Below are 21,650 nucleotides of genomic sequence, written 5' to 3' on the forward strand. Positions count from 1 at the left end.
CTTGGATTCTATGTATATAAAACCCAAATAGAACTCAAATAGAACTCAAGTCTGATATTTTTTTTGTTACATATTGCGAGAGCTTTCGATGACAACTCGTTCCAACTGTTTAAAGTTTTCTAACACACGACCTGTTCCCAGCACAACACAGCTCAAAGGATCGGCAGCAATGTGGGTAATAATCCCTGTTTCATGGCTAACGAGGGTATCTATGCCTTTAAGCAAAGCACCGCCCCCAGCTAACATAATACCTCTGTCAATAATGTCTGCTGCCAGTTCTGGCGGTGTGCGTTCCAGTGTCCGCTTCACAGCTTCTATAATTATTGATAGCGGTTCCAACATACTTTCACGGATTTCTGGTCCTTTGATTGTGACAGTTCGCGGTAGACCAGAAAGCAGGTGTAAGCCTCGGACTTCCATCATGGCGTCATTATCATCATTAGTTGGATAGGCAGAACCCATCCGAATCTTGATTTCCTCGGCAGTACGTTCACCAATGACTAAATTATGAACTTTCTTAATATACTGAACGATCGCATCAGTTAGTTCATCTCCAGCAATGCGTACTGATTCACTAAGTACCGTACCTTGAAGACTCAGCACTGCAACTTCTGTTGTCCCACCACCAATATCAATGATCATGTTGCCAGTTGCTTCGGCAACAGGTAATCCTGCACCAATAGCCGCAGCTACAGGTTCATCGATTAAATAAACTTTTCTTGCTCCTGCTTGGTGAGCTGCATCCATCACCGCTCGCCTTTCTACTCCTGTGACACCACTGGGAATACCAATGACAATCCGGGGTAAAATTAGAGATTTACCTTCATTTACACGCTGAATAAAGCTTTTAAGCATCAGCTCGGCGATGTCAAAGTCAGCGATTACACCATCCCGCAAAGGACGCAGAGCAATCACATTTCCCGGTGTGCGACCGAGCATTTTTTTGGCTTCTTCTCCTACTGCTAGTGCTACCTTTTCATTGACATCGATCGCAACTACAGAAGGTTCTTGCAGTACAATACCTTTACCAGATACATAAACTAGGGTGTTTGCGGTACCGAGGTCGATACCCATATCCCATGAAGTGCGAAAGTTCCTAAAAATACCCACGCGTCTGTAAGCCCCCTATGTGCGATACTTTTTGACTACAACGGTAAGAGTTAATCGTGCTTGATTCGATTATGTTTGTATCCTAAGTTGAGTAAACTAGACAATATTTTTATATGATTCCCAGAAATATTTAGTATGTCTCAAGCACCGTACTTTTTGATATTCTCTGGTTAACTTAGTATATACGTATATTTTTATATGTTTACTCCAAATTAATGTGTATAAATTTTCAAGTCAATTATATTGTTAACTGTTTAACACATTATTTTCAATTCTTTCACAATTCGCTATGATGAAAGTCGGAATTGCTAAGTACGTTTGTACTGAAAGGTAAGGCGATGAGTATCAATGTTGTCACCCTCATTGGTCGTGTAGGCGGCGACCCAGAGATTAAGTATTTTGAGTCTGGTAGTGTGAAGTGTAAATTAACACTAGCTGTTAATCGTCGCACAAAAGAAGGTGAACATACCGACTGGTTTAATTTGGAACTATGGGGAAAAACGGCGGAGGTGGCAGGTAATTATGTACGTAAAGGCAGGCAAATTGCTGTCAAAGGTTCTTTGAAGTTTGACACATGGAGCGATCGCCAAACAGGAGCAAACCGCTCATCACCGGTGATCCAAGTAGATCAGCTGGATTTATTAGGTTCTAAGCGAGATGCAGAAGGCGGTACAGGAGATATGTCTTCAGAACATTTTTAATTGGGCATTGGGCATTGATTATTAGTCCTTTGCCTCTACAAAGGACTAATGACAAATGACTAATAACTAATTTGTAACGTCACCGATGCTTCTACTTCTTGTTCACCACCAACAATCGGGGTGGAAGCATCAGGTGATTTCGCAGCCTCAGCCCGTAAAAACATTGGTGGTGGTGGAGGCGCACTAACATTATTAACTTGAATGCTGACTATTTCTTTGGATTTAAAACCCAAAGCACTGAAAACGGCATCAGCTTGCTGCCGTGCGTCTTGAGTAGCTTCTTTTAATGCTTGCTTTTGAGCAGCAGCGATCGCTTGATCATTTGCAACAAAACTAATGTTGTTAATTTGTGTCGCACCGGCTTTGACTGCATCATCCAATAATGTCCCAGCTTGCTCAACAGGAATTCTAAAACTTACAGTGTTATTGGCAGCATAGCCTGTAATCCGCTGCACATTATTGGTATAGCTGTAAACCGGATTGAGCCGGATACCAGTGGTTTGTAATTTTTCAACATTTTTGCTCTTGAGAAACGCAACCACCGCAGATGACCTCTGAGCGGCTTCTTGTTGTACCTCTTGGGCTGTTTTCCCCTGAATCTCCACTCCTAAACTGACTTGTGCCAGAGTTGTCGGAATTGTTTCGACTCCGCGACCACTGACACTAAGGGTTCGCGACAATTTATCTCTTTCTTGTGCAAATGCAGGTAGTACAAAAGTTGTACATAAAAGCATTGCTAAAGGCAGTATTCTCCACAAGTTTCCCGATGGAAACTGAGAACCGGATAAAGCGGCTCTAGTCATAATATTTGCACTCCTCAAAGTATCCACAGATGTTTTGAATAAAAGTATGTAGCAATCTTCTGGTGGTTGTTGAGAATCAACAGCCACCACAAGTTTTTCACAACTTAAGTGCGATCGCCAGATACGATTTATATGTTCTTACTTTGACACTGCGATTGTCAAAAGCTGAAATGGTTACATTTTTGGATACTAAAAAAATACACTAATACTGCACAGCATAAATGAAACGTCTACACTGTATTTATTTTGAATTTTGAATTTTGAATTTTGAATTCAGATTATGTCTTTATATGATGTTTTTCAGAAACGCGTCAGAATCAAAGAGAAGGATTTTCAGAGAACCTAATGCATTTGTTAGAACCAATCAACTTCTCTTTTCCTCTGCTGGCCAGCGCAACACAAGCCGCAGACAGCTCAATGGTAGTCGAAGCAGTGCTACTAAGCTTAGTAGTCATTTATCTCGCCAGCAAAGTTGGTGGAGAGTTATCAAACCAAGTAGGTTTGCCGCCTGTCTTAGGCGAACTCGTTGGCGGTGTGGTAGTTGGCATCTCTGTTTTCCATCTTTTAGTCTTTCCAGAAGGCGGCACAGACAGTTCTAATTCTTTGATTGTGTCCTTCCTTCAAACCACTGCTGGTTTAACGCCTGAAGCTGCTCCAGCAGTGTTTGCAGCCCAGTCCGAGGTCATTTCCGTTTTGGCAGAATTGGGTGTGATCATTCTGCTGTTTGAAATCGGCTTGGAGTCGAATTTAAAAGATTTAATGGCAGTTGGTATCCAAGCCACCGTCGTCGCAGTCGTCGGGGTAGCAGTACCCTTTGCCGCTGGGACTGCAGGACTAATGACTTTGTTTGGTATTAGCGCTATACCTGCAATTTTTGCAGGGGCGGCTTTGACTGCTACTAGTATTGGGATGACATCCAAAGTGCTGTCAGAACTGGGGCGACTCAATTCTAAAGAAGGGCAGATTATTTTGGGTGCTGCTGTAATTGACGATGTACTAGGAATCATCGTTTTAGCGGTAGTTGCCAGTTTAGCTAAAGACGGCGTGGTGGATGTCAGCAAAGTCATTTACTTGATTATCAGCGCCACTGGTTTTATTTTGGGAGCAATCCTACTAGGCAATGTTTTTAATAAGTCCTTTGTAGCGATCGCTGATCAACTCAAAACACGTGGTGGACTAGTAATCCCAGCATTCATTTTCGCCTTTGCTATGGCATACCTGGCCGCTGTCATCCAGTTAGAAGCAATTTTGGGAGCTTTTGCAGCTGGCTTAGTTCTAGAAGAAACAGATAAGCGAAAAGAACTGCAAAGGCAAGTCTGTCCCATTGCCGATATGTTAGTGCCAATTTTCTTTGTGACTGTTGGCGCAAAAACCGATTTGGGAGTATTAAACCCAGCAATTCCCGACAATCGTGAAGGTCTAATTATGGCAACTTTCCTGATTACAGTAGCCATTCTCGGTAAAGTAATCACAGGCTTAAGCGTGTTTGGTCAACCGGGAATCAACCGTTTAGCGATCGGTGTAGGGATGATTCCTAGAGGCGAGGTTGGGTTAGTGTTTGCTGGTGTCGGCGCTGCCAGTGGCGCTCTCTCCAAACCATTAGGGGCAGCAATTATCATGATGGTTATCTTGACAACCTTTTTAGCTCCTCCTTTGTTACGATTTGTGTTTCCAGATCCAAAAACCGTGGACGGAAGCTCAGAGCAACTAATCTTAGACGGTTCCTCTGGCACTTCGTTGGTAATTGAACCACCTCAATCAAGGGTGCCAGCATCAAATGACAGCAGCAATTTGGGAATAACTCCAGATTCTGGCGATCGTTAATTATTGGGCATGGGGAATGGGGCATTGGGCATTGGGCATGGAGAAGAGACAAGGTAGACGAAGAAGAGGGGGGAGACAAGGAGAGAAGTCTGAGCGCCGGCTTCCGGCGTTGGCGCAGCCCGCCGTAGGCATCAGAACTTCGGGGAGAAACTTATTCAATAATTCCCCCTTGTCCCCTTGTCTCCTCTGCTCCAATTGTGCAATGGAAACTTCTATCCTCAAATCACCGTCCCGTGTGATTGTAGAATAATCGTTTGTTTATAATTTCTTCCAGCATTCAGAATGTTACTTAATTTCTAGTCTCCCTTGGCTTGTGAGCCTTTATCTAAATATTTTTCAGATAATTGGGGAGTAATACCCATAAATTTTGCTAGATCGTTTGACAGTAATGGGAATTATTTACTCAGTGCATCAATGGCAACAAAGAACAAACACTTATCAGTAAACAGCTATCAATTATCAGTTTTCTAGCTTTATTGGGAGTCAGAGTTCTCTACCGCTATAGGTGGAAGGTTTTGCATGGGTATTTAAACTGAATTTGAAACCTGATAACTAATTTAAGTGTGTCTAAATTCCAGCTTAAAAATCAAAAAAGGGATTCAAAGTCAAGTTTAGGTGGTGATGGTGTGATGATTTACCAATGAGTTGAGATATTGACGGCTCCCATGAATGTGAATTAGGAGAAAGGACTGTGAAATTACACTGGTTACTACCCAGCACTATTGGAACTATCTTCATGCTATCGTCGCCAGCAATGGCCGCGAGACTTGAATCTTGGCGCTTTGATGCCAATCAAAACAGGCTGGAAATTAATACTGTAGGAGCAGTTCAACCCCAAGCACAACTAATTTTCAACCCGACTCGGTTGGTCATTGATTTGCCGGGAACTACATTTGGTCGTCCACAGTTAACCCAACAGGTGGGTGGTGGAATTCGCTCAATTCGTGTTGGACAGTTTGATGTAGATACAACACGCATAGTTGTTGAACTGACTCCTGGTTACACTTTAGACCCCAAACGAGTGCAATTTGTTGGTAGAACTGGCGATCGCTGGACAGTACAATTACCGAAGCCAGCAGTCGAAAAAGTAGCTTCATCTCCTAGAAGTGCTTACAGTGTAGTTACTCCAGACTCCGAACCTCAACCTAATATTTCAAGGGTTGCCACTACTACACGAGGGGCAACTCAAATTGAAAACTTACAAGTAACAGGCGATGGGTTGTTCATTCGTACCAGTGGTGGTAATCCTCCAATTCAGGTAATTCGCAGCCGCGATCGCGCTACCATCTTCGTTGATATCTCTAGTGCATCTTTATCACCACGTCTGACGCAGCAGAGGAATATACCCGTTAACAAACATGGTATTAGCCGCGTCGAATTCACCTCATTGCAAACCCAACCTCCCGGTGTCCGCCTAACTTTGCGGGTAGATAAAAATAGCCCCGATTGGCGAGCAACTAATAGTAACGATGGTGGTTTAATAGTTTTACCTAATCGCCTTGTCAGATTGCCTAGAAGTAATAATTCCGACAATCAGTCAGAAGCCGTTTCCTTTCCCAGTAGAGCATCTGTCAATAACTCGCCAGCAACAATTGAGTCTGTGCAACTTGCTGATAATGGCAAACAACTACTAATTCGAGGTAACCAACCTTTATCTGCTACGGGAATCTGGGATAGATCCTCAGGTATCTTCCGCGTCACAATTACCAATGCCAAGTTAGCTGCCAGAGTTACAGGCCCTACTTTTGCTCCCAACAGCCCGATTCTTCGGGTACGTCTGCAACCCCAAGCATCTAATACAGTGGTTGTTTTAATTCAACCAGCAGGCGGAGTGCAACTTGGGGAACCCCAGCAAATCGGCGAGCAGCTTTTGGTACCAATACAAGGTTCTCGGCGAGTTGTCACCCTCCCCGGAAGACCTCCCTATGCTTTACCTGGGCTACCACCACCAAACCGCGGACCATTCCCTGACCTAAACAATCCAAATCCTCAACCCATAATACAACCACAGCGCCGAGTTACCAACGGGCGGGTGGTAGTCATTATTGACCCCGGACATGGTGGTAAAGACTCAGGAGCGCTTGGCATTGGAGGAGCACGCGAAAAAGATGTTATCTTGCCTATTGGTAAAAGGCTGGGTGAGATTTTGCAGCAACATGGTGTACAAGTGATTCTGACGCGGGATTCTGACTATTTTGTTACCCTTCCGGGACGGGTGCAATTAGCAGAGCGAGCTAACGCTGATGTATTTGTAAGCATCCACGCTAATTCAGCAGGTGCGAGTCGTCCCGATGTTAATGGCTTGGAAGTTTATTATTACGACAACGGACTGAATCTAGCTCGTATTGTCCGTAGTAGCATTCTTCAAAGTATTAGTACTATCAAAGACAGGGGAGTGCGGCGAGCCAGATTTTATGTTCTCAGAAAAAGTTCTATGCCCTCCATTCTTGTGGAAACAGGTTATATGACTGGTCGACAGGATATGGCTAGGCTCAGAACCTCAGCTTACCAAAATCAAATGGCAGAAGCGATCGCTCGTGGCGTTCTTCAGTATCTCAAGAGAAGATAAATAATACCAATTCAAAATTCAAAATTCACGCTTTAAGAAAGCCAGACAGAACAAAGGTTTAGGAGTATGTATCTGTCACATCTTTTTTCAAATTGGTATAATTTAGTCTAATTTTTTAAATTATTGAGTAAGTACATTTAATTTTTACCATTTTAGTAGTAAAACAATTTAAGTATTCTTGCGGCGGGATAGGAGTGACTTCTTTGTTATTGTCATTTGATACTTTGCAAGTCAACAAATTTTGGATTTTGGATTTGTATCACCTATAACAGGTGTTAATGTAGCAGGACGCTAGTCTAACAGAAAACTAAAATCGGGAATCTAAAATTTCAAATTTGCAGTCAAATTTATATAGGCTAATGACATGGCAAAATCAGAGGAGCGTGCTATATTTTACGCCATTAGCTGTGTCTGAAATAACAGCGCAAAACTCAAGTGTGCGCGGTGACGGTGTGAGGATTAGCCAATATGTTGAGATGTTGACGGCTCCCATAAATGTGAATCAGGAGATAAAGACTGTGAAATTACGCTGGTTACTATCCAGTACTATTGGAACCATCTTCATGCTATCGTCGCCGGCAATGGCCGCGAGACTTGAATCTTGGCGTTTTGATGCTAATCAAAACAGGCTGGAATTTAATACTCAAGGGGATGTTCAACCCCAAGCACAATTAATCTTTAACCCGACTCGTCTAGTAATTGATTTACCAGGAACCTCATTTGGTCGCCCGCAGCTAACCCAACAAGTGGGCGGTGCAATTCGTTCGATCCGTGTTGGGCAGTTTGACGAACAAACAACGCGCATAGTTGTTGAACTGACTCCTGGTTATAGTTTAGACCCCAAACGAGTACAATTTGTGGGTAGAAGTGGCGATCGCTGGACAGTGCAATTACCTACGCCACAAGCCGACAATGTACCCGCAAGAAACATTGAGGGACAACCAGAACAAGCTATAGCCAGTGATACTTCACCCAGAACATCTACACCAACATTCCCCCCAAGGGATATTTACAATGTGGTAACAAACGGCTCTGTAAATCCACTTAACAACGGAACGCTTGTTGCCAGGGTTACTCAAATTAAGAACTTACAAGTCACAGGTGATGGTTTTTTCATTGCTACAAGTGGTGGCAATCCTCAGATTCAGGTAAATCGTACCAACGATCAAAAGGCAATTAACATTGACATTACTGGTGCAACTCTATCACCAAGTTTAGAGCAGCGAAATTTATCGATTAATCGCTATGGTGTCAGCCGTATTCAGTTCACCCAGCTGCAAACCAGTCCATCAGTTGTTCGCCTGACTTTACAAGTAGATGAAAATAGTCCAAATTGGCGAGCAACCACTAGCAGTGCTGGTGGTTTTGTAGTTCTACCCAGTCGTGGGGTTGCCCAGCTGCCTGGAAATAACAGTCCACGTCCCATACCACCAAGTAACACAACTGCTAGCATTCAGTCTGTGCAACTAGCTAATAATGGCACACAACTGCTGATTCGAGCCGATCAAACTTTATCTGCTACAGGAGGCTGGGATAGAACCTCTGGTCTGTTCCGCATCACTATCAACAATGCTAAGTTAGCTCCCAAAGTCACAGGCCCGACTTTCAATCCTAATAGCCCGATTCTGCGAGTACGCCTGCAACCACAAGAATCCAATACTGTTGTCGTCTTAGTTCAACCAGCAGCCGGAGTACAAATTGGGGAACTCAACCAGGTAGGCGACCAGCTTTTAGCTTTAGAATTACGACGCTTTAATAGCAGCATTACACCGCCCATTACTTTACCTCCACTGCCATCAGCAGACCAAGGTCAATTACCAAATCCTATAGATAATCCCCGTCCCATTTCCCAGCCACAGCCACGCCCCTCAGTTCCCAAAGGGAAATTACTAGTAGTTATTGACCCAGGACATGGGGGAAAAGACTCAGGTGCCCCTGGTCTTGGAGGACTTTTAGAAAAGAATGTAGTTCTCCCTATTGGGAAAAGGGTAGGAGCAATTTTAGAGCAAAATGGCGTACAAGCAGTGCTAACACGGGATGCCGACTTTTTTGTAGAACTTCAGGGACGGGTAGATATTGCCAAGCGGGTTAATGCGACTTTGTTTGTCAGCATTCACGCTAATTCTGTTGATAATCGCCCTGATGTCAATGGATTAGAAGTATATTATTTCGATAGCGGTTATGCTTTAGCTGAAGTAGTTCGCAATACTATCCTCCAGGATATCGGTACTATTAAAAATCGGGGAACCCGCAAAGCCAGATTCTATGTTTTAAGAAAAAGCTCTATGCCTTCGATTTTGGTAGAAACAGGCTATATGACTGGTTACGAGGATAATCCCAGATTAGGAACACCAGAATATCAAAATCGGATGGCAGAAGCGATCGCTCGTGGCATCCTAAAATACTTAAAGCAGAGGTAATATAATACAAATTACTAATTAAAGAGGTGGTATTTAAACTTCTTTGACGCACAGAATTTAGTGGTCAAATTAGAGATTGTCTGCTAAATTCTGTATTTTAAATCCCAAAACCTAAATATATATCTGCCTGTGTATTCATCTTCCATTTTTGAAGGAAATCTTGACGATTTTTCCGAACGAGAACCTCAACGTGCCCCAATTGGCATCTTTGATAGTGGTGTGGGTGGGCTGACAGTACTACGACAAATATATCGGCAACTTCCCAATGAATCAATTGTTTACTTTGGGGATACAGCTAGACTTCCTTACGGAATTCGTTCACAAGCAGAAATTTTACGATTTACACGTGAAATCATTACCTGGCTACAACAGCAGCAAGTAAAAATGGTAATTATGGCTTGCAACACCAGTTCTGCCTTAGCCCTAGAAACCGTGCGTCAAGAATTTAGCATACCCATTTTGGGAGTAATCCTACCGGGTGCAAAAGCTGCGGTGCAGCAAGGAAAGCGGATTGGTGTAATTGCCACTCCAGCTACAGCTAAGAGTAATGCTTATAAGCACGCTATTCTCGAAATTGCTCCCGATGTCCAAGTCTGGCAAGTTGGATGTCCAGAGTTTGTGCCACTGATTGAGCAAAACCGCATTCACGATCCTTACACTGCGGAAGTCGCACGAGCCTACCTAGAGCCTTTATTAGAGCAAGAAATTGACACCCTAGTTCACGGCTGTACTCATTATCCCCACCTGACACCAGTACTGCGATCGCTCCTCCCCTCTCAAGTCCAGTTGGTCGACCCGGCTGTTCATGTTGTGGCAGCTTGTGCCCAAGAACTAGACTTACTAGGTTTAAGAAATACTCATCTACCATTACCAACTCGCTTCGCCGTCAGCGGTTGTCCGCAACAGTTTTCCCAGTCAGGAGTGCAGTGGCTAGGCTATACCCCAATGGTTGAAGAGGTTTCCTTCACTGATATTGCTATTTCCCAACTCCAATAAAACTAATTAGTCCTTAGTCATTTAATCAAAACAAATGACCAAGGACGTAGACGCTTCTGCGGCTTCCCGCAGGGTAGGACAAATGACAAATGACAAATGACTATTGACTATTGACTATTAACTGATATCTCCTGCTTGCGTTTTCCTTCAGATGATGAAGGGAAACTTGTAGGAACAGTTCTTGTACCCGTTCGCTTCGCCAGTGCTAATAATAGGTAGACTGTGAACAAATATCCAGAGGCTAAAATAAAAATCATCATAGGTATACTTCCGTAAATCATTGTTCTACTAGCACCCTTCTAAACGAATATAAAATTCCATAAAATTAGTAGAACCTCAGCCAAGCAAGTGCATTCTTAATGGCTATAGTTTCCTATGGTAAAACTACCTATAGAGATAAAATCCTTTACGGACGAAGAATTTATAATTTAACGCGACTTCTAGCAGACCATAGATCCCACAGCAGTTAGCTTGCCGTTTAACAATCTAAACTACGATTCTCAGCGGTCTACTCGATCTGCTTTATTTTTGCTTAAACTGCTGTGAAAAGAGCAATCCTTGCGCTCAACGTGCGCTGAGGACGTGTAGCGGCTTCCCATAGGGATATCACACAGCTCCAAACCAGGAGTTTCGCGTATCGTAGGAAAAATTAAAGAATTTATTCCCTTAACCTCACCGACGAATATTTTTTTATACTCACAACACCATGCCAGTAAAATCAACTAGTAGCTGACTTAACTTTCAGAATGTGAATATCTTACAAAATTTAAAATTCCTATATTTTAGCGTAACACAACGACCCTGAATTTTGAGCTTATTCAGCTGCTAAATTTCAAATTTTTTCAAGAGCTACACCTTAATCGAGAGAAATTTCGCCTTGCTCTTGGCGACAAATCTCAATCACTTCATCTTTGTCAATAAGTAATATTGCTTAAATTATCTTGAGAACAGTGGTCATAAAGGTAAAATGAGAAAATACTTAACACAATTTAATTTGACATTCATCCCGTGTACTGAGAATTCATGTTTAAGTTAGTTTAAAGTTTGAGTAGCCACAAATTAAGCTTAATTGCTTATTGACAAAAACCTCAGTAACCTTAATCATCACCCATAGACTCATAAAAATAGGGATTACCTGATGAAAACTTTGCGCTGGCACAGGGTTATCTTAAAATGAGTATAGGATATGTAAACTTTCGTAACCTAAGTCAGAGTCCGCCCATCCATGACCCCAGCCACCTCCTTGTTTACCCCTGTGGAAGCAGACCTGCGACTACTAGCAGATAATCTAAAACAGCTAGTTGGAAATCGCCACCCCATTCTGTTTGCAGCAGCCGAACATTTATTCGGAGCTGGGGGAAAGCGTATCAGACCAGCAATTGTCCTGCTAATATCGCGGGCAACAATGTTAGAACAAGATATTACGCCGCGTCACCGCCGCCTTGCTGAAATTACAGAAATGATTCACACAGCAAGCTTGGTACATGACGATGTGATAGATGAATCAGACGTGCGGCGAGGCGTTCCCACCGTTCATAGTTTGTTCGGGAACCGCATTGCCATCTTAGCAGGAGATTTTCTTTTTGCCCAATCGTCCTGGTATTTAGCAAACTTGGACAATTTGGAGGTAGTGAAACTGCTCTCAGAAGTCATTATGGATTTGGCTACTGGGGAGATTAAGCAGGGACTAAATCGTTTTGATGCTGGTATCTCTATTGAAACGTACATTGAGAAGAGTTATTACAAAACAGCTTCGTTAATCGCCAACAGTTCTAAAGCTGCTGGTTTACTCAGTGAAGTCTCGCGAGAAACTGTTGAGCATCTGTATAGCTACGGTCGTCATTTTGGCATAGCATTTCAAATTGTTGATGACATTTTAGATTTCACCAGTACAACAGATACCTTGGGTAAACCAGTGGGGTCTGATCTCAAAAGTGGTAATCTGACTGCACCCGTTTTATTTGCTTTAGCCCAAAAACCCTCCTTGGAAGTGCTGATTGAACGAGAGTTTGCTCAAGAAGGAGATTTAGAGCAAGCACTAGCATTGATTCAAGATAGTCAAGGTATACAGCAGGCGCGGGAGTTAGCTGCTCACCATGCTAAGTTGGCAATTGAACATCTTGCGGTTCTCCCACCCTCAGAATCCCATCAGGCATTGATTAACATCGCTGAGTACACACTGAGTCGCCTCTATTAAATCAGTTATCAGTTCTCAGGTAGAAAGTGGGGATTTAGATGTAGGTGTGTTGTGGCTTCTGTAACCCACCGAAAACCTGAAATGTTGTGTTATGCAACGCTTGAACACACTAAGGCAGCTTTATGTTTAATTTAATCCACTTATTTAGCAAGTAGAAAGTGGGGTTTTGATTTGGAAGTTCTTAGGGATTTCTAAAAAATAAATTACTACTACTTGTGGAGTGGAAAGCGTTCAACTGAGCACTCACGCTGAAGTCTTGCCCGCTCGTGGTTACTAAGAACCTGACAATAAAGAATGGAATATTTTTTGATGTGAAAGTTCTTAAGTATAAGACTCTACTTCACTGGGAAACTAAAACTTGAAAACGGAAAAATGTTCACTGATAACTGTTTTTTAATCAATTTTAGGTTTCACGAGAGTTGAGCCAGTCGTATGGTGTAACAAAAAGAAAAAATTTCTTTTTTCACTGATTTAGAAAACTTTTTTAAAGGAATTTGAAATTTAAAAATTTGGATGTGGGATTGTATCTAAAAAACTCCACATCCAAATTTTTTCTATGCAATATCAGGGGGTATCTGTTTAGGCGATCGCTTTTGTCGTAACTGTTTCTGCATGAGTTTTTCTAGTTCAGTGCGCCGAACTTCGACGGTATGAGTGGTCTTACCCGGCGTCTCCAAAAAAACGATACTATCTACGGGTTCTAATGCCACCAATTGGAACAAAATATGGGTGACAGGAGTAATTTTAGCTAGCATTTGAGGGTCAAGCCCATCAGGGGAAATTAGAGAGACATCCTGTATGGTAGGGAAAGCGTAAATCACACGTTTTTCCAATCCTGGGTTAGCACGATTGCTCAATGTAGTTAAAACCCAGCTTGACTCCGAATTTTGGAGAATATAGTACTGGGAGTAGCGTAGTTTTTGAGCAATCGCTCTAAGGGCAGGAGCAATTGCTGCAACAAGATGTGGTGTCGTCCCATCGCGAGGTGCATTGTCAATCAGCAATTGAATTTGTGCTTCTAAATCCATAATGACTTGTATACGACTCTTGGGTAATGGCAATAACATCTATCAAGTGTGAACAATTCCATCAGAATTGGGAATAATAAAATCAGCCATATCCTCAATATAGGATTGGCCTGCGTTTAGCTTATACGTAAAACCAAACTAGCCAATACCCACTGTCCTACAGGTTGTATTTAAGTAAGTTAGGGTCTTTTGAAAACCGAGACTATGAATTCAGCCGCAACCGCAACTATTCCATCTGCAACTATTCTGGGAGAAAATTCTACAGGCGTGGAGGCGATCTTTCAACTCCTATCCAAGGAGTTTCAGCAGTCAACCAAAGCTTCGGAACAAAACTGTCACGATGTCGCAACACGTATTACCACCGAAGTCTACCGGATTTGTCATGAGAGTAAACGTATCCAAGCTTCTGGATCTGTAGAAAGCTCGGCGATGACCTTGGCTCGGCATCGGCTGCAACAGTGTCTCAGGTACTATCAGTTGGGTTCAAATCGGGGCAGAGTCGAATTACACAGTACTCTGAGTGCAATTATTTATCGGTATATTAATCCTCCTCAGAGACAATTGAGCTATCAAGGGCGGTTGACGATAATTGAAGATTTTCTCCAGAGTTTTTATTTAGAGGCGTTGAATGCTTTCCGGCGAGAAAATCAACTTGGTACTACTTATCGCCCTCAGACGCTCTTGGAATTGTCTGAGTATATGGCATTTACCGAGCGCTACGGCAAGCGACGCATTCCCTTACCAGGTCGCCAGCAACAGCTAATTATCCTGCGGGCACAAACTTTTTCCCAACAGCAGCCCCCAGAAACCAGCGTAGATATAGAACAAGCCGCAGAAGGTAGCAATAATGAAGGTGACGGTTCTTGGGAAGAACCAGCAATTCACCAATTGCGCTCCACAATGGCAACGCAAGCCGAACCCGAACCTGAAGAAGACACCTTGCGCTCCGTTGTCGTTACAGAATTAATGAATTATCTCGAACAACGACAACAATCTGACTGCGCTGATTACTTTTCTCTCCGCCTCCAGGATTTATCAGCACAGGAAATTGAGTCGATTTTAGGTTTAACTCCTCGTCAGAGAGATTATTTGCAGCAGCGCTTTAAATATCATTTGATTCGGTTCGCCCTGTTGCACCGTTGGGAATTAGTTCACGAGTGGCTGGAAGCATCTTTAAACACCAATTTGGGCTTAACTCCTCAGCAATGGCAAGTATACACAGCACACCTGGACAGTAAGCAACGGTCTTTATTAGAGTTGAAGCAACAAGGACAATCTGATGAAAAAATAGCAAAAACTTTAGGGCTGTCAATGGCACAACTGCAAAAACGATGGTTTAAAATTCTTGAGCAAGCTTGGGAAATTCGTAACTCATTAGTTTCCGGATCGGGTGCATCTACTCATGAATAGTGACTCAGAATCCTTACAACACCAGTGTCTCGATTTGTTATTGACAGATAATGTCAAAAATAACGAGCACTCGGTAGAATGTGAGGAAAATGACGGGGTAAAAAACCTCCTCAAGGAAGCCACTGCTTCAAAAAGCAGTAAGCCAAAATTGGGAGGAACGCCCCAGACCTTTCAACTGGGAGAAATTCCTACTGTGCAAGATCGTTTTCAAGCTGTCCTTAAGCATCGCTTACAAATCCAAGCCCAAGAACATCCACCGTTGTTTCCCTGGGAAACACAATTAATCGAATATCCTGATTTTGTTGATGAGCCGTCAATGACACTCGTTCCTAGCTGGGGATGGATGGTACAACAGTCGAAGTTGAACTTGCCGACTCGCTTACCAGAAAAAGTTTTCCAGCAATTGTTAGAACAGTGTCAGGCTTTGGTGACATCTTCAGTGCCGTTGGGGGCAAAATTAGTTCAAGTGGTGGAGAACTTTTTTCCCAATGAGTCTCAAGCACTAAATGACATAGCTGGATTGGTGCTAAGAAGCACTTATCGGTCTGTAAATACTCTGGAGGCAATGCCCGCTATTCAGAGCGATTACTCAGATTTACAGCCGCGTCAACAGATGGCTTTGTCGTTGCTAGCAGCTAAACAATTACTGGAAAATCTGACTCTACCACTTTCACCGACTAGTCCGGTAGTAGAAAGACAATGGCTAACCAGTGTTGGTACTTTAAATATCAGAGTAGAGTACCAGTCTCTAGGTAAACTTACGAAGTTACTTGTTCAAGCTGAGTTACCTGTTAAAGGAACTTTGACGCTGCGGGGAAGCGGCACTTTAGCAATGACAACATCTTCGACTTCGGGATACTTAAATGTAGAGTTAGGCTGCGAACAACTTAACCCAACTTATACCCTGGAAGTTGAATTTCCAGAAATAGACGAACAGTCGTTGTTGTTTGTGATTAATCCCACAATTTAGTTTAAATTTCCACCGCTAGCACACTATGTCAATCAACGCCGATATATATTAAGAGGATTTTCCTGGTTTTGAAGCTTATCTCATTTTTCAATAAACGGTCATTAGGGTGTCTACGAGAAGCAGTTATTACAAAGACACAGGGACACGGGGATATGGGGACATAGGGATATTGAGAAAGTATTTGATTTCTCGATTTACCGCGTCACCCATTTCTCGTGTATCTCCATCTCTACCCCTTATCTATAGCGGTTATCGCTTGAGTGAAGTACAAGAACCCCTCCCCGCAAGCGACGAGGGGTCGATGATCTACTTTACTTATGATTAAGAAACGCTACGTCATTTTTTGATACAGTAGTAGGGTAAATAATTATACCAATTTAAAAAAAGAATACGACAGATACATATTCCCAAACCTTTGTTCTGTCTGGCTTTCTTAATTTTGAATTTTGAATTTTGAATTTTGAATTGGTATATGTCCCCTGCATTGTGTTTGTTGCATCTACATCATTGCTTCTATTAGACTCAAATGTTTAACTTATCCAGGATGAATCGGTTTTGGCGTATCCCTGTAGATAATTTCTGGCGGCAAAATCCGCAGGGGTCGCCTTTGATTGAAGTGGAAGATTCTATTTCTTTGCGGGTGCTGGTGCTAGCGTTGGTTATTTTGGGAATTGTGGCGACGGATATTGCTGCTGAAACTTCATTTAGTTTTTGGGCATTACCCCTAAGTCTAGTGGGTGCGATTTGGAGTTATTATCGTCGCCGCGATCGCAATGTTGCAATTAAATTCTGCATCGCCATTGGAATGTTAGTAGCACTGGGTGCTTTCTTTGGGCGATTAGTGGGAGAGTTGAATGATACGCGGTTGGGTTTGGCAGAGTTATTAATTCAACTCCAGGTGTTACACAGCTTTGATACACCCCGCCGGAAAAATTTGGGCTATTCGATTGTTATCGGACTGATTTTATTGGGTGTGGCAGCAACTCTAAGTCAGACTTTCGCATTTGCACCTGTGTTGCTGTTATTTTTAGCGATCGCTCTGCCAACTCTAGTACTAGATTACCGCTCACGCTTGGGTTTGCAGCCATTAAAAATAAAAAATGAAAAATTAAATCAGCAGAATTCCTCAAGTCTTAATTTCAAGTTTTTAATTCTAAATTTTTTACTAATTGTTGGTCTAGGGCTGGCAATTTTTGCTATTTTACCTAGATTTCCCGGTTATCAATTACGAAATTTTCCTGTAAGTTCTGCTATTCAAGTAAAAAATAATTTCACCGGACGTAGTATCATTAATCCCGGTTATGTCCGCCAAGGTAAAGCTGATAATCAAGGCAGTGGTAGCGGTGGTACAGGACAAAATCAAACTGGCCAACCAGGTAAAATAGATAATAATTTTTATTACGGTTTTAATAGTCAAATAAATCAAAACCTGCGGGGCGAGATGAAACCCAAGGTTGTCATGCGGGTGCGATCGCAAGCTGAGGGTTTTTGGCGAGTATTAGGATTTGATCGTTATACAGGGAAAGGGTGGGAAGTTTCTCGCAATGAAGATGTGACGACTGTTAGGCGATCGCCTTGGTCTTACCAAATTTTTATTTCTCCATCTGTGATTATCGGTAAAACCCAACAGGTAGTACAAACTTATACAGTGGTGTCGGATTTGCCCAACCTGATTCCAGCGATGACTTATCCTAAAGAAGTTTACTTTCCAGCACCAGTAATCGCTGTTGATAAGGAAGACGGATTGCGATCACCTGTAGAATTATCACAAGGTCTCACCTACACAGTAGTTTCCGAAGTGCCATACCGCGATCGCACTTTGTTAAGTGAAGCTTCTACTAAATATCCACCACAAATTAAAAAGCATTATCTGCAAATTCCTCCCGAAATTGCCGAAAAAGTCCGACAACGTACCGAAGAAATCCTCGCTAACTACAATCAAGAAAAAGTCGCAAAGTCTGCTAAAAGCCTGGATTCACCTTATGAGAAGGCTCTCTACTTAGCTCAATATTTAAAGCAACGCTACTCTATTCCCCAAAATCCTTTAGAACTACCTTATTTGAGTGAAAAAGAAGACTTGGTAGAAACTTTTTTGTTTAAGCAAAAGGGAGGCTATCCAGACCACTTCTCTACAGTTCTCACGGTGATGTTGCGTTCCATTGGTATTCCCGCACGGTTGGTAGCAGGGTTTAGCGCCGGAGAATTTAATCCATTTACAGGGCTGTATGTTGTCCGTAATACTGATGCTTATGCGATGACGGAAGTGTATTTTCCGAAATATGGTTGGTTTGCCTTTGACCCTATTCCCAATCATCCTCTGATTCCGCCATCCATTGAAGATACTCAGACTTTTAGTGTGTTGCGCCAATTGTGGCATTGGGTTGCTGGCTGGCTACCTTCTCCGGTGACAGGTTTGTTGAATAATCTATTTGAGACAATATTTAAGTGGGTGATTAGAGCGATCGCTTGGTTTTTAGCTTTATTCTCCCAAGGTTGGTTCGGTGTATTAACTGGCTTAATTGTGGGGACTACAACGGCTTTCTTCGCTTGGCTAGGTTGGGGTCAGTGGCGAAAGTGGCGCAACCGCCGATGGTTAAAGAAATTGCCAGCGATGGAGAGCCTTTATCAACAAATGTTGCAATGGACAACCCAAAAAGGTTTAGGCAAACATCCAGCACAAACACCTTTAGAGTATGCCAGAGTCTCATACCAGCATCATACTCTAGCAACTGCTGAGGTCATAGATGAAATTTGTCAAGCTTATGTTGGCTGGCGTTATGGCGGTCATACACCTAACTTGCAGCAACTACGACAAAGATGGAAAGGTATCAAAAAGGCTGCTAAGTAACTCATTGTTTGATGTATTCTTGCCGATTAAGAGGCATTGCATAATAGAGGGATGAATTGAGGTGATCTACTGTGCAATGTCCATACTGCAACTCTACTGAAATTAGAAAAAATGGTAAACGAAGAGGTAAACTTGCATCACATTTGTGTCTGTTGTGGTCGTCAATTTATTGATGTTTACAGTCCACCAAAAGGGTACTCAGATGAAATCAAGCAAGAATGTTTAAGGTCATACGTCAATGGCATGGGATTTCGAGCAATTGAGCAGGATAAAGGAGTTCTATAATGCCAATTAATTAGGGCTTGCTGAATAAGTCTCTAAAGCGAATCTAGAAGCCACACAGGTTGCAAAATAGTTGTTTCGTTACTCAGTTTCTAAATTTCCCCAGCGATCGCTAACGATTGTGCAAGGGTTTTGAGACTCTAGATGTTATAGCCTTGCACTTGTTTGGTAAAAAAAGGCTTGAACCCCTTGTATAGAAAACGTTACACCTTCATTCAGCAAGCCCTAATTAAGATCAACAGTAGAAACACTCATTTATCCGTGAGTAACGAACGTGGAAATTATTCAAGGCACCCCTGGAAACGACTATTTAACTGCGATTCAAGGAAACAATCAAATAAACGGCTATGAAGGCAATGACACTCTAATAGGTGGGTCGGGTAACGACTACTTAGTTGGAGGAGGTGGTAATGACATTCTCACTGGTGGTACTGGTAGAGATACCTTTGTCCTGAATTACTCAGATGGCGATATTGATACAATTACAGACTTCTCAGTTTATGATGATCGTCTTGAAATTACTACCCCTCCTATTTCTCGTATTGGCAGCGCCCCTAACGCCATCTCTAAAGATTATAAAGGCGATGACACTCTAATAGCTAGATCAGGTAAAGACTACTTAGTTGGAGGAGGTGGTAATGACATTCTCACTGGTGGCGATGAATCTCCTCAAGCAACAATAATTGGTCGGGGTATCAGATTTCCTGATTATTTAAGCTATAACGAAAACACTGGTGCTCTATTTTATGTTAGTCAGCAGTTAGCTTGGCTGCCTCCTAACCTTGACTTTGCTAACGATTTAAGACTTACGCAGTAACAAAAAAGTCAGAATAGTAGGTATGATTTTCAAGGCTTCTAATTAGATTTTTCAATTACCTTTTTGCGATACCTTTCTTGAAAAGTTCAGTTCGCCTTTGGCGTTGCCGCAGGCATCAGCAGGAACCGCAGATCTGACTTTTCGCTGTGGTTTTTGCTAGTTTATGTAAGCAATAAAGGGTGATTTGCAAAAGGCTGAAACGACGTATTTAGGTTGATATACAGGATGATTCTTTAGTAAAGTGCGTAAGTTCTAAAATTCATCTAGTCACTACTGTCACAACAGCGGATTAGTAATCAAAAACCTAACCTTCCAGCAGGGGTAGGGGCAAAGGTTCGCACCAACATTACTAAGGTGATGTTCTATCTTGCAATGAAGTAACTTTCAAGGTTAGGAGACAAGTTCTGTGAGTTTCAGAAACTGGTTTGGTCACGGTTGTCACTTAGGGTTGTTGGGCTTGGTGATTCTAGTAGGTGCGATTGGAATAGAAGCAGGCAGCACATCCGCTCAGGTGACTCCTGATCCCTCTGTGGGAACTCAAGTAAAGCGAATCGACAACACAACCTTGGATATTATTACAGGGGGTACAACCGTTGGCAATACAAATTTATTCCATAGTTTCAGCAACTTTAGTGTTAAACCTGATGAGGTAGTCAGTTTCCGTAACGTCGGTACTATCAACAATATTTTGGTGCGAGTTACAGGGGGAAACCCCTCTGACATCCAGGGAACACTTCAAGCTGAAGGTAAAGCTAATCTCTTTTTAATAAATCCCAACGGCATCATATTTGGAGAAAATGCCTACTTAGATATTGGCGGTTCATTTATCGCAACAACAGCCAGTGCGATCCGGTTTCCAGGTGGTGGAGAATTTTCTATGACTTCACCCGTCAATCCGCTTAACCCCTTGCTGAGAGTAAATCCTTCTGCATTTCTATTCAATCAAATTCTATCTCAGCCGATTAAGTCGATTCAAGTCAATGAAGCAACTCTATCCGTTCCTGAGAGTCAGAGTTTAGTGCTATTGGGAGGTGATGTGAATTTAGAAGGAGCGGTCATGGATGCTCCAGATGGTCGAGTTGAATTAGGAGGATTGGCAGGAGTAGGAACGGTAGGGTTGAACATTGATAACAACAATTTTCGCTTAAGTTTCCCTGATAGTGTAGCGCGATCAGATATATCTCTTACCGATTATGCAGCAGTAGATGCTAGTGGTGAAGGCGGTGGTGCTATCCAGGTACAAGGCAGGCGCGTTACACTCGCCGATAATTCAAGTATTGCGGTTGATACTGTAGTCTCAAAATCGGGGGGAACATTAGTGGTAAACGCATCGGAGTCAGTAAAACTCTTGGGAGGAAGCAGTCTGTCGACTGGGACAACAAGAACTGGAACTGCCGGAGAATTGAAGATTGAAACTGGGCAGTTGATTATTCAAGATGGGGCGCAGGTTTCAGCTTCCACTTATAAAGAATCTATTGGAGGGGGAGGAACTTTGTCTGTCAATGCAAAGGACTCTATTCAACTGATTGGAACCTCGCCACAAGGTGACCCCAGTGGCTTGTTTACTGTAACACAAGGCTCTGGAACTGCCGGAGAATTGAAGATTGAAACTGGGCAGTTGATTATTCAAGATGGGGCGCAGGTTTCAGCTTCCACTTATAAAGAATCTATTGGA

The 21,650-nt window shown here is 42.6% G+C and carries 15 protein-coding genes and 1 pseudogene; 12 read left to right on the plus strand and 4 right to left on the minus strand.

All coding sequences use genetic code 11. From position 1 onward, the window contains the following. Positions 1-66 precede the first annotated feature (66 nt). Positions 67-1,074 carry a rod shape-determining protein gene (locus tag V7K56_RS19040; protein ID WP_334912513.1) on the minus strand — a complete coding sequence of 336 codons (1,008 nt, stop codon included), beginning with the start codon at positions 1,072-1,074 and terminating at the stop codon, positions 67-69. Positions 1,075-1,448: 374 nt separating this feature from the next. Here V7K56_RS19040 and V7K56_RS19045 point away from each other — a divergent pair, with 374 nt between their 5' ends. Beyond that, positions 1,449-1,811: a single-stranded DNA-binding protein gene (locus V7K56_RS19045; protein WP_322682945.1), complete on the plus strand. Its 363-nt coding sequence runs from the start codon at positions 1,449-1,451 to the stop codon at positions 1,809-1,811. A gap of 59 nt (positions 1,812-1,870) precedes the next feature. Here V7K56_RS19045 and V7K56_RS19050 read toward each other — a convergent pair whose 3' ends face one another. Continuing rightward, the gene (locus V7K56_RS19050; protein WP_334912514.1) at positions 1,871-2,614 is read right to left on the minus strand and encodes an SIMPL domain-containing protein; all 744 of its coding nucleotides are present in this window, start codon (positions 2,612-2,614) and stop codon (positions 1,871-1,873) included. A 345-nt stretch (positions 2,615-2,959) separates the two neighbouring features. Between V7K56_RS19050 and V7K56_RS19055 the strand changes: the two genes are divergently transcribed. The 4 genes from V7K56_RS19055 to murI all read left to right on the plus strand — a co-directional run bounded on the left by V7K56_RS19055 (position 2,960) and on the right by murI (position 10,423). Beyond that, the gene (locus tag V7K56_RS19055; protein WP_334912485.1) at positions 2,960-4,438 is read left to right on the plus strand and encodes a cation:proton antiporter; all 1,479 of its coding nucleotides are present in this window, start codon (positions 2,960-2,962) and stop codon (positions 4,436-4,438) included. A gap of 691 nt (positions 4,439-5,129) precedes the next feature. Further along, complete coding sequence (locus V7K56_RS19060; RefSeq protein ID WP_334912486.1) at positions 5,130-7,007, plus strand: N-acetylmuramoyl-L-alanine amidase; 1,878 nt, start codon at positions 5,130-5,132, stop codon at positions 7,005-7,007. Positions 7,008-7,525: 518 nt separating this feature from the next. Then, complete coding sequence (locus V7K56_RS19065; protein ID WP_334912515.1) at positions 7,526-9,427, plus strand: N-acetylmuramoyl-L-alanine amidase; 1,902 nt, start codon at positions 7,526-7,528, stop codon at positions 9,425-9,427. A gap of 129 nt (positions 9,428-9,556) precedes the next feature. Beyond that, positions 9,557-10,423 carry a glutamate racemase gene (gene murI, locus V7K56_RS19070; RefSeq protein ID WP_322705535.1) on the plus strand — a complete coding sequence of 289 codons (867 nt, stop codon included), beginning with the start codon at positions 9,557-9,559 and terminating at the stop codon, positions 10,421-10,423. A 107-nt stretch (positions 10,424-10,530) separates the two neighbouring features. Here murI and V7K56_RS19075 read toward each other — a convergent pair whose 3' ends face one another. After that, the gene (locus V7K56_RS19075) at positions 10,531-10,683 is read right to left on the minus strand and encodes a hypothetical protein (protein ID WP_334912517.1); all 153 of its coding nucleotides are present in this window, start codon (positions 10,681-10,683) and stop codon (positions 10,531-10,533) included. Positions 10,684-11,648: 965 nt separating this feature from the next. Here V7K56_RS19075 and sds point away from each other — a divergent pair. Then, the gene (sds, locus tag V7K56_RS19080) at positions 11,649-12,620 is read left to right on the plus strand and encodes a solanesyl diphosphate synthase (protein ID WP_334912487.1); all 972 of its coding nucleotides are present in this window, start codon (positions 11,649-11,651) and stop codon (positions 12,618-12,620) included. A 554-nt stretch (positions 12,621-13,174) separates the two neighbouring features. On the opposite strand, the gene V7K56_RS19085 is transcribed toward sds, so the two are convergent. Next, complete coding sequence (locus V7K56_RS19085) at positions 13,175-13,648, minus strand: hypothetical protein (RefSeq protein WP_334912489.1); 474 nt, start codon at positions 13,646-13,648, stop codon at positions 13,175-13,177. Positions 13,649-13,852: 204 nt separating this feature from the next. On the opposite strand from V7K56_RS19085, the gene hetZ reads away from it, so the two are divergent. From hetZ to V7K56_RS19115, 6 genes and pseudogenes are all read left to right on the plus strand, one after another. Beyond that, entirely contained in the window at positions 13,853-15,058 is a 1,206-nt protein-coding gene (gene hetZ / locus V7K56_RS19090; protein ID WP_334912491.1) for a heterocyst differentiation protein HetZ, read from the plus strand. After that, entirely contained in the window at positions 15,051-16,028 is a 978-nt protein-coding gene (locus V7K56_RS19095) for a PatU (protein ID WP_334912493.1), read from the plus strand. The genes hetZ and V7K56_RS19095 overlap by 8 nt, the downstream gene beginning before the upstream one ends. Positions 16,029-16,554: 526 nt before the next feature. Beyond that, a complete protein-coding gene (locus tag V7K56_RS19100) occupies positions 16,555-18,876 on the plus strand; it encodes a transglutaminase TgpA family protein (RefSeq protein ID WP_334912495.1) in 2,322 nt (773 codons plus the stop codon). Between the two features lie 71 nt (positions 18,877-18,947). Beyond that, a pseudogene (locus V7K56_RS19105) lies at positions 18,948-19,155 on the plus strand (IS1/IS1595 family N-terminal zinc-binding domain-containing protein); the annotation flags it as partial. Positions 19,156-19,432: 277 nt separating this feature from the next. Further along, on the plus strand, positions 19,433-19,975 hold the full coding sequence (locus V7K56_RS19110) for a hypothetical protein (protein WP_334912497.1): 543 nt from the start codon (positions 19,433-19,435) through the stop codon (positions 19,973-19,975). A gap of 406 nt (positions 19,976-20,381) precedes the next feature. Beyond that, a partial coding sequence (locus tag V7K56_RS19115) for a filamentous hemagglutinin N-terminal domain-containing protein (RefSeq protein ID WP_334912499.1) occupies positions 20,382-21,650 on the plus strand: 1,269 nt, incomplete at its 3' end.

It is taken from the genome of Nostoc sp. (assembly GCF_036917535.1).
In the GTDB taxonomy this organism is placed as follows: Bacteria; Cyanobacteriota; Cyanobacteriia; order Cyanobacteriales; family Nostocaceae; genus Nostoc.

What these genes read in the sequence shown, in the direction of transcription:
- V7K56_RS19075 (WP_334912517.1), bottom strand. Translation starts at nt 10,683, where the DNA reads ATGATGATTTTTATTTTAGCCTCTGGATATTTGTTCACAGTCTACCTA.
- V7K56_RS19095 (WP_334912493.1), top strand. Translation starts at nt 15,051, where the DNA reads ATGAATAGTGACTCAGAATCCTTACAACACCAGTGTCTCGATTTGTTA.
- V7K56_RS19085 (WP_334912489.1), bottom strand. Translation starts at nt 13,648, where the DNA reads ATGGATTTAGAAGCACAAATTCAATTGCTGATTGACAATGCACCTCGC.
- V7K56_RS19045 (WP_322682945.1), top strand. Translation starts at nt 1,449, where the DNA reads ATGAGTATCAATGTTGTCACCCTCATTGGTCGTGTAGGCGGCGACCCA.
- V7K56_RS19040 (WP_334912513.1), bottom strand. Translation starts at nt 1,074, where the DNA reads ATGGGTATCGACCTCGGTACCGCAAACACCCTAGTTTATGTATCTGGT.
- V7K56_RS19050 (WP_334912514.1), bottom strand. Translation starts at nt 2,614, where the DNA reads ATGACTAGAGCCGCTTTATCCGGTTCTCAGTTTCCATCGGGAAACTTG.
- V7K56_RS19055 (WP_334912485.1), top strand. Translation starts at nt 2,960, where the DNA reads ATGCATTTGTTAGAACCAATCAACTTCTCTTTTCCTCTGCTGGCCAGC.
- sds (WP_334912487.1), top strand. Translation starts at nt 11,649, where the DNA reads ATGACCCCAGCCACCTCCTTGTTTACCCCTGTGGAAGCAGACCTGCGA.
- hetZ (WP_334912491.1), top strand. Translation starts at nt 13,853, where the DNA reads ATGAATTCAGCCGCAACCGCAACTATTCCATCTGCAACTATTCTGGGA.
- V7K56_RS19100 (WP_334912495.1), top strand. Translation starts at nt 16,555, where the DNA reads ATGTTTAACTTATCCAGGATGAATCGGTTTTGGCGTATCCCTGTAGAT.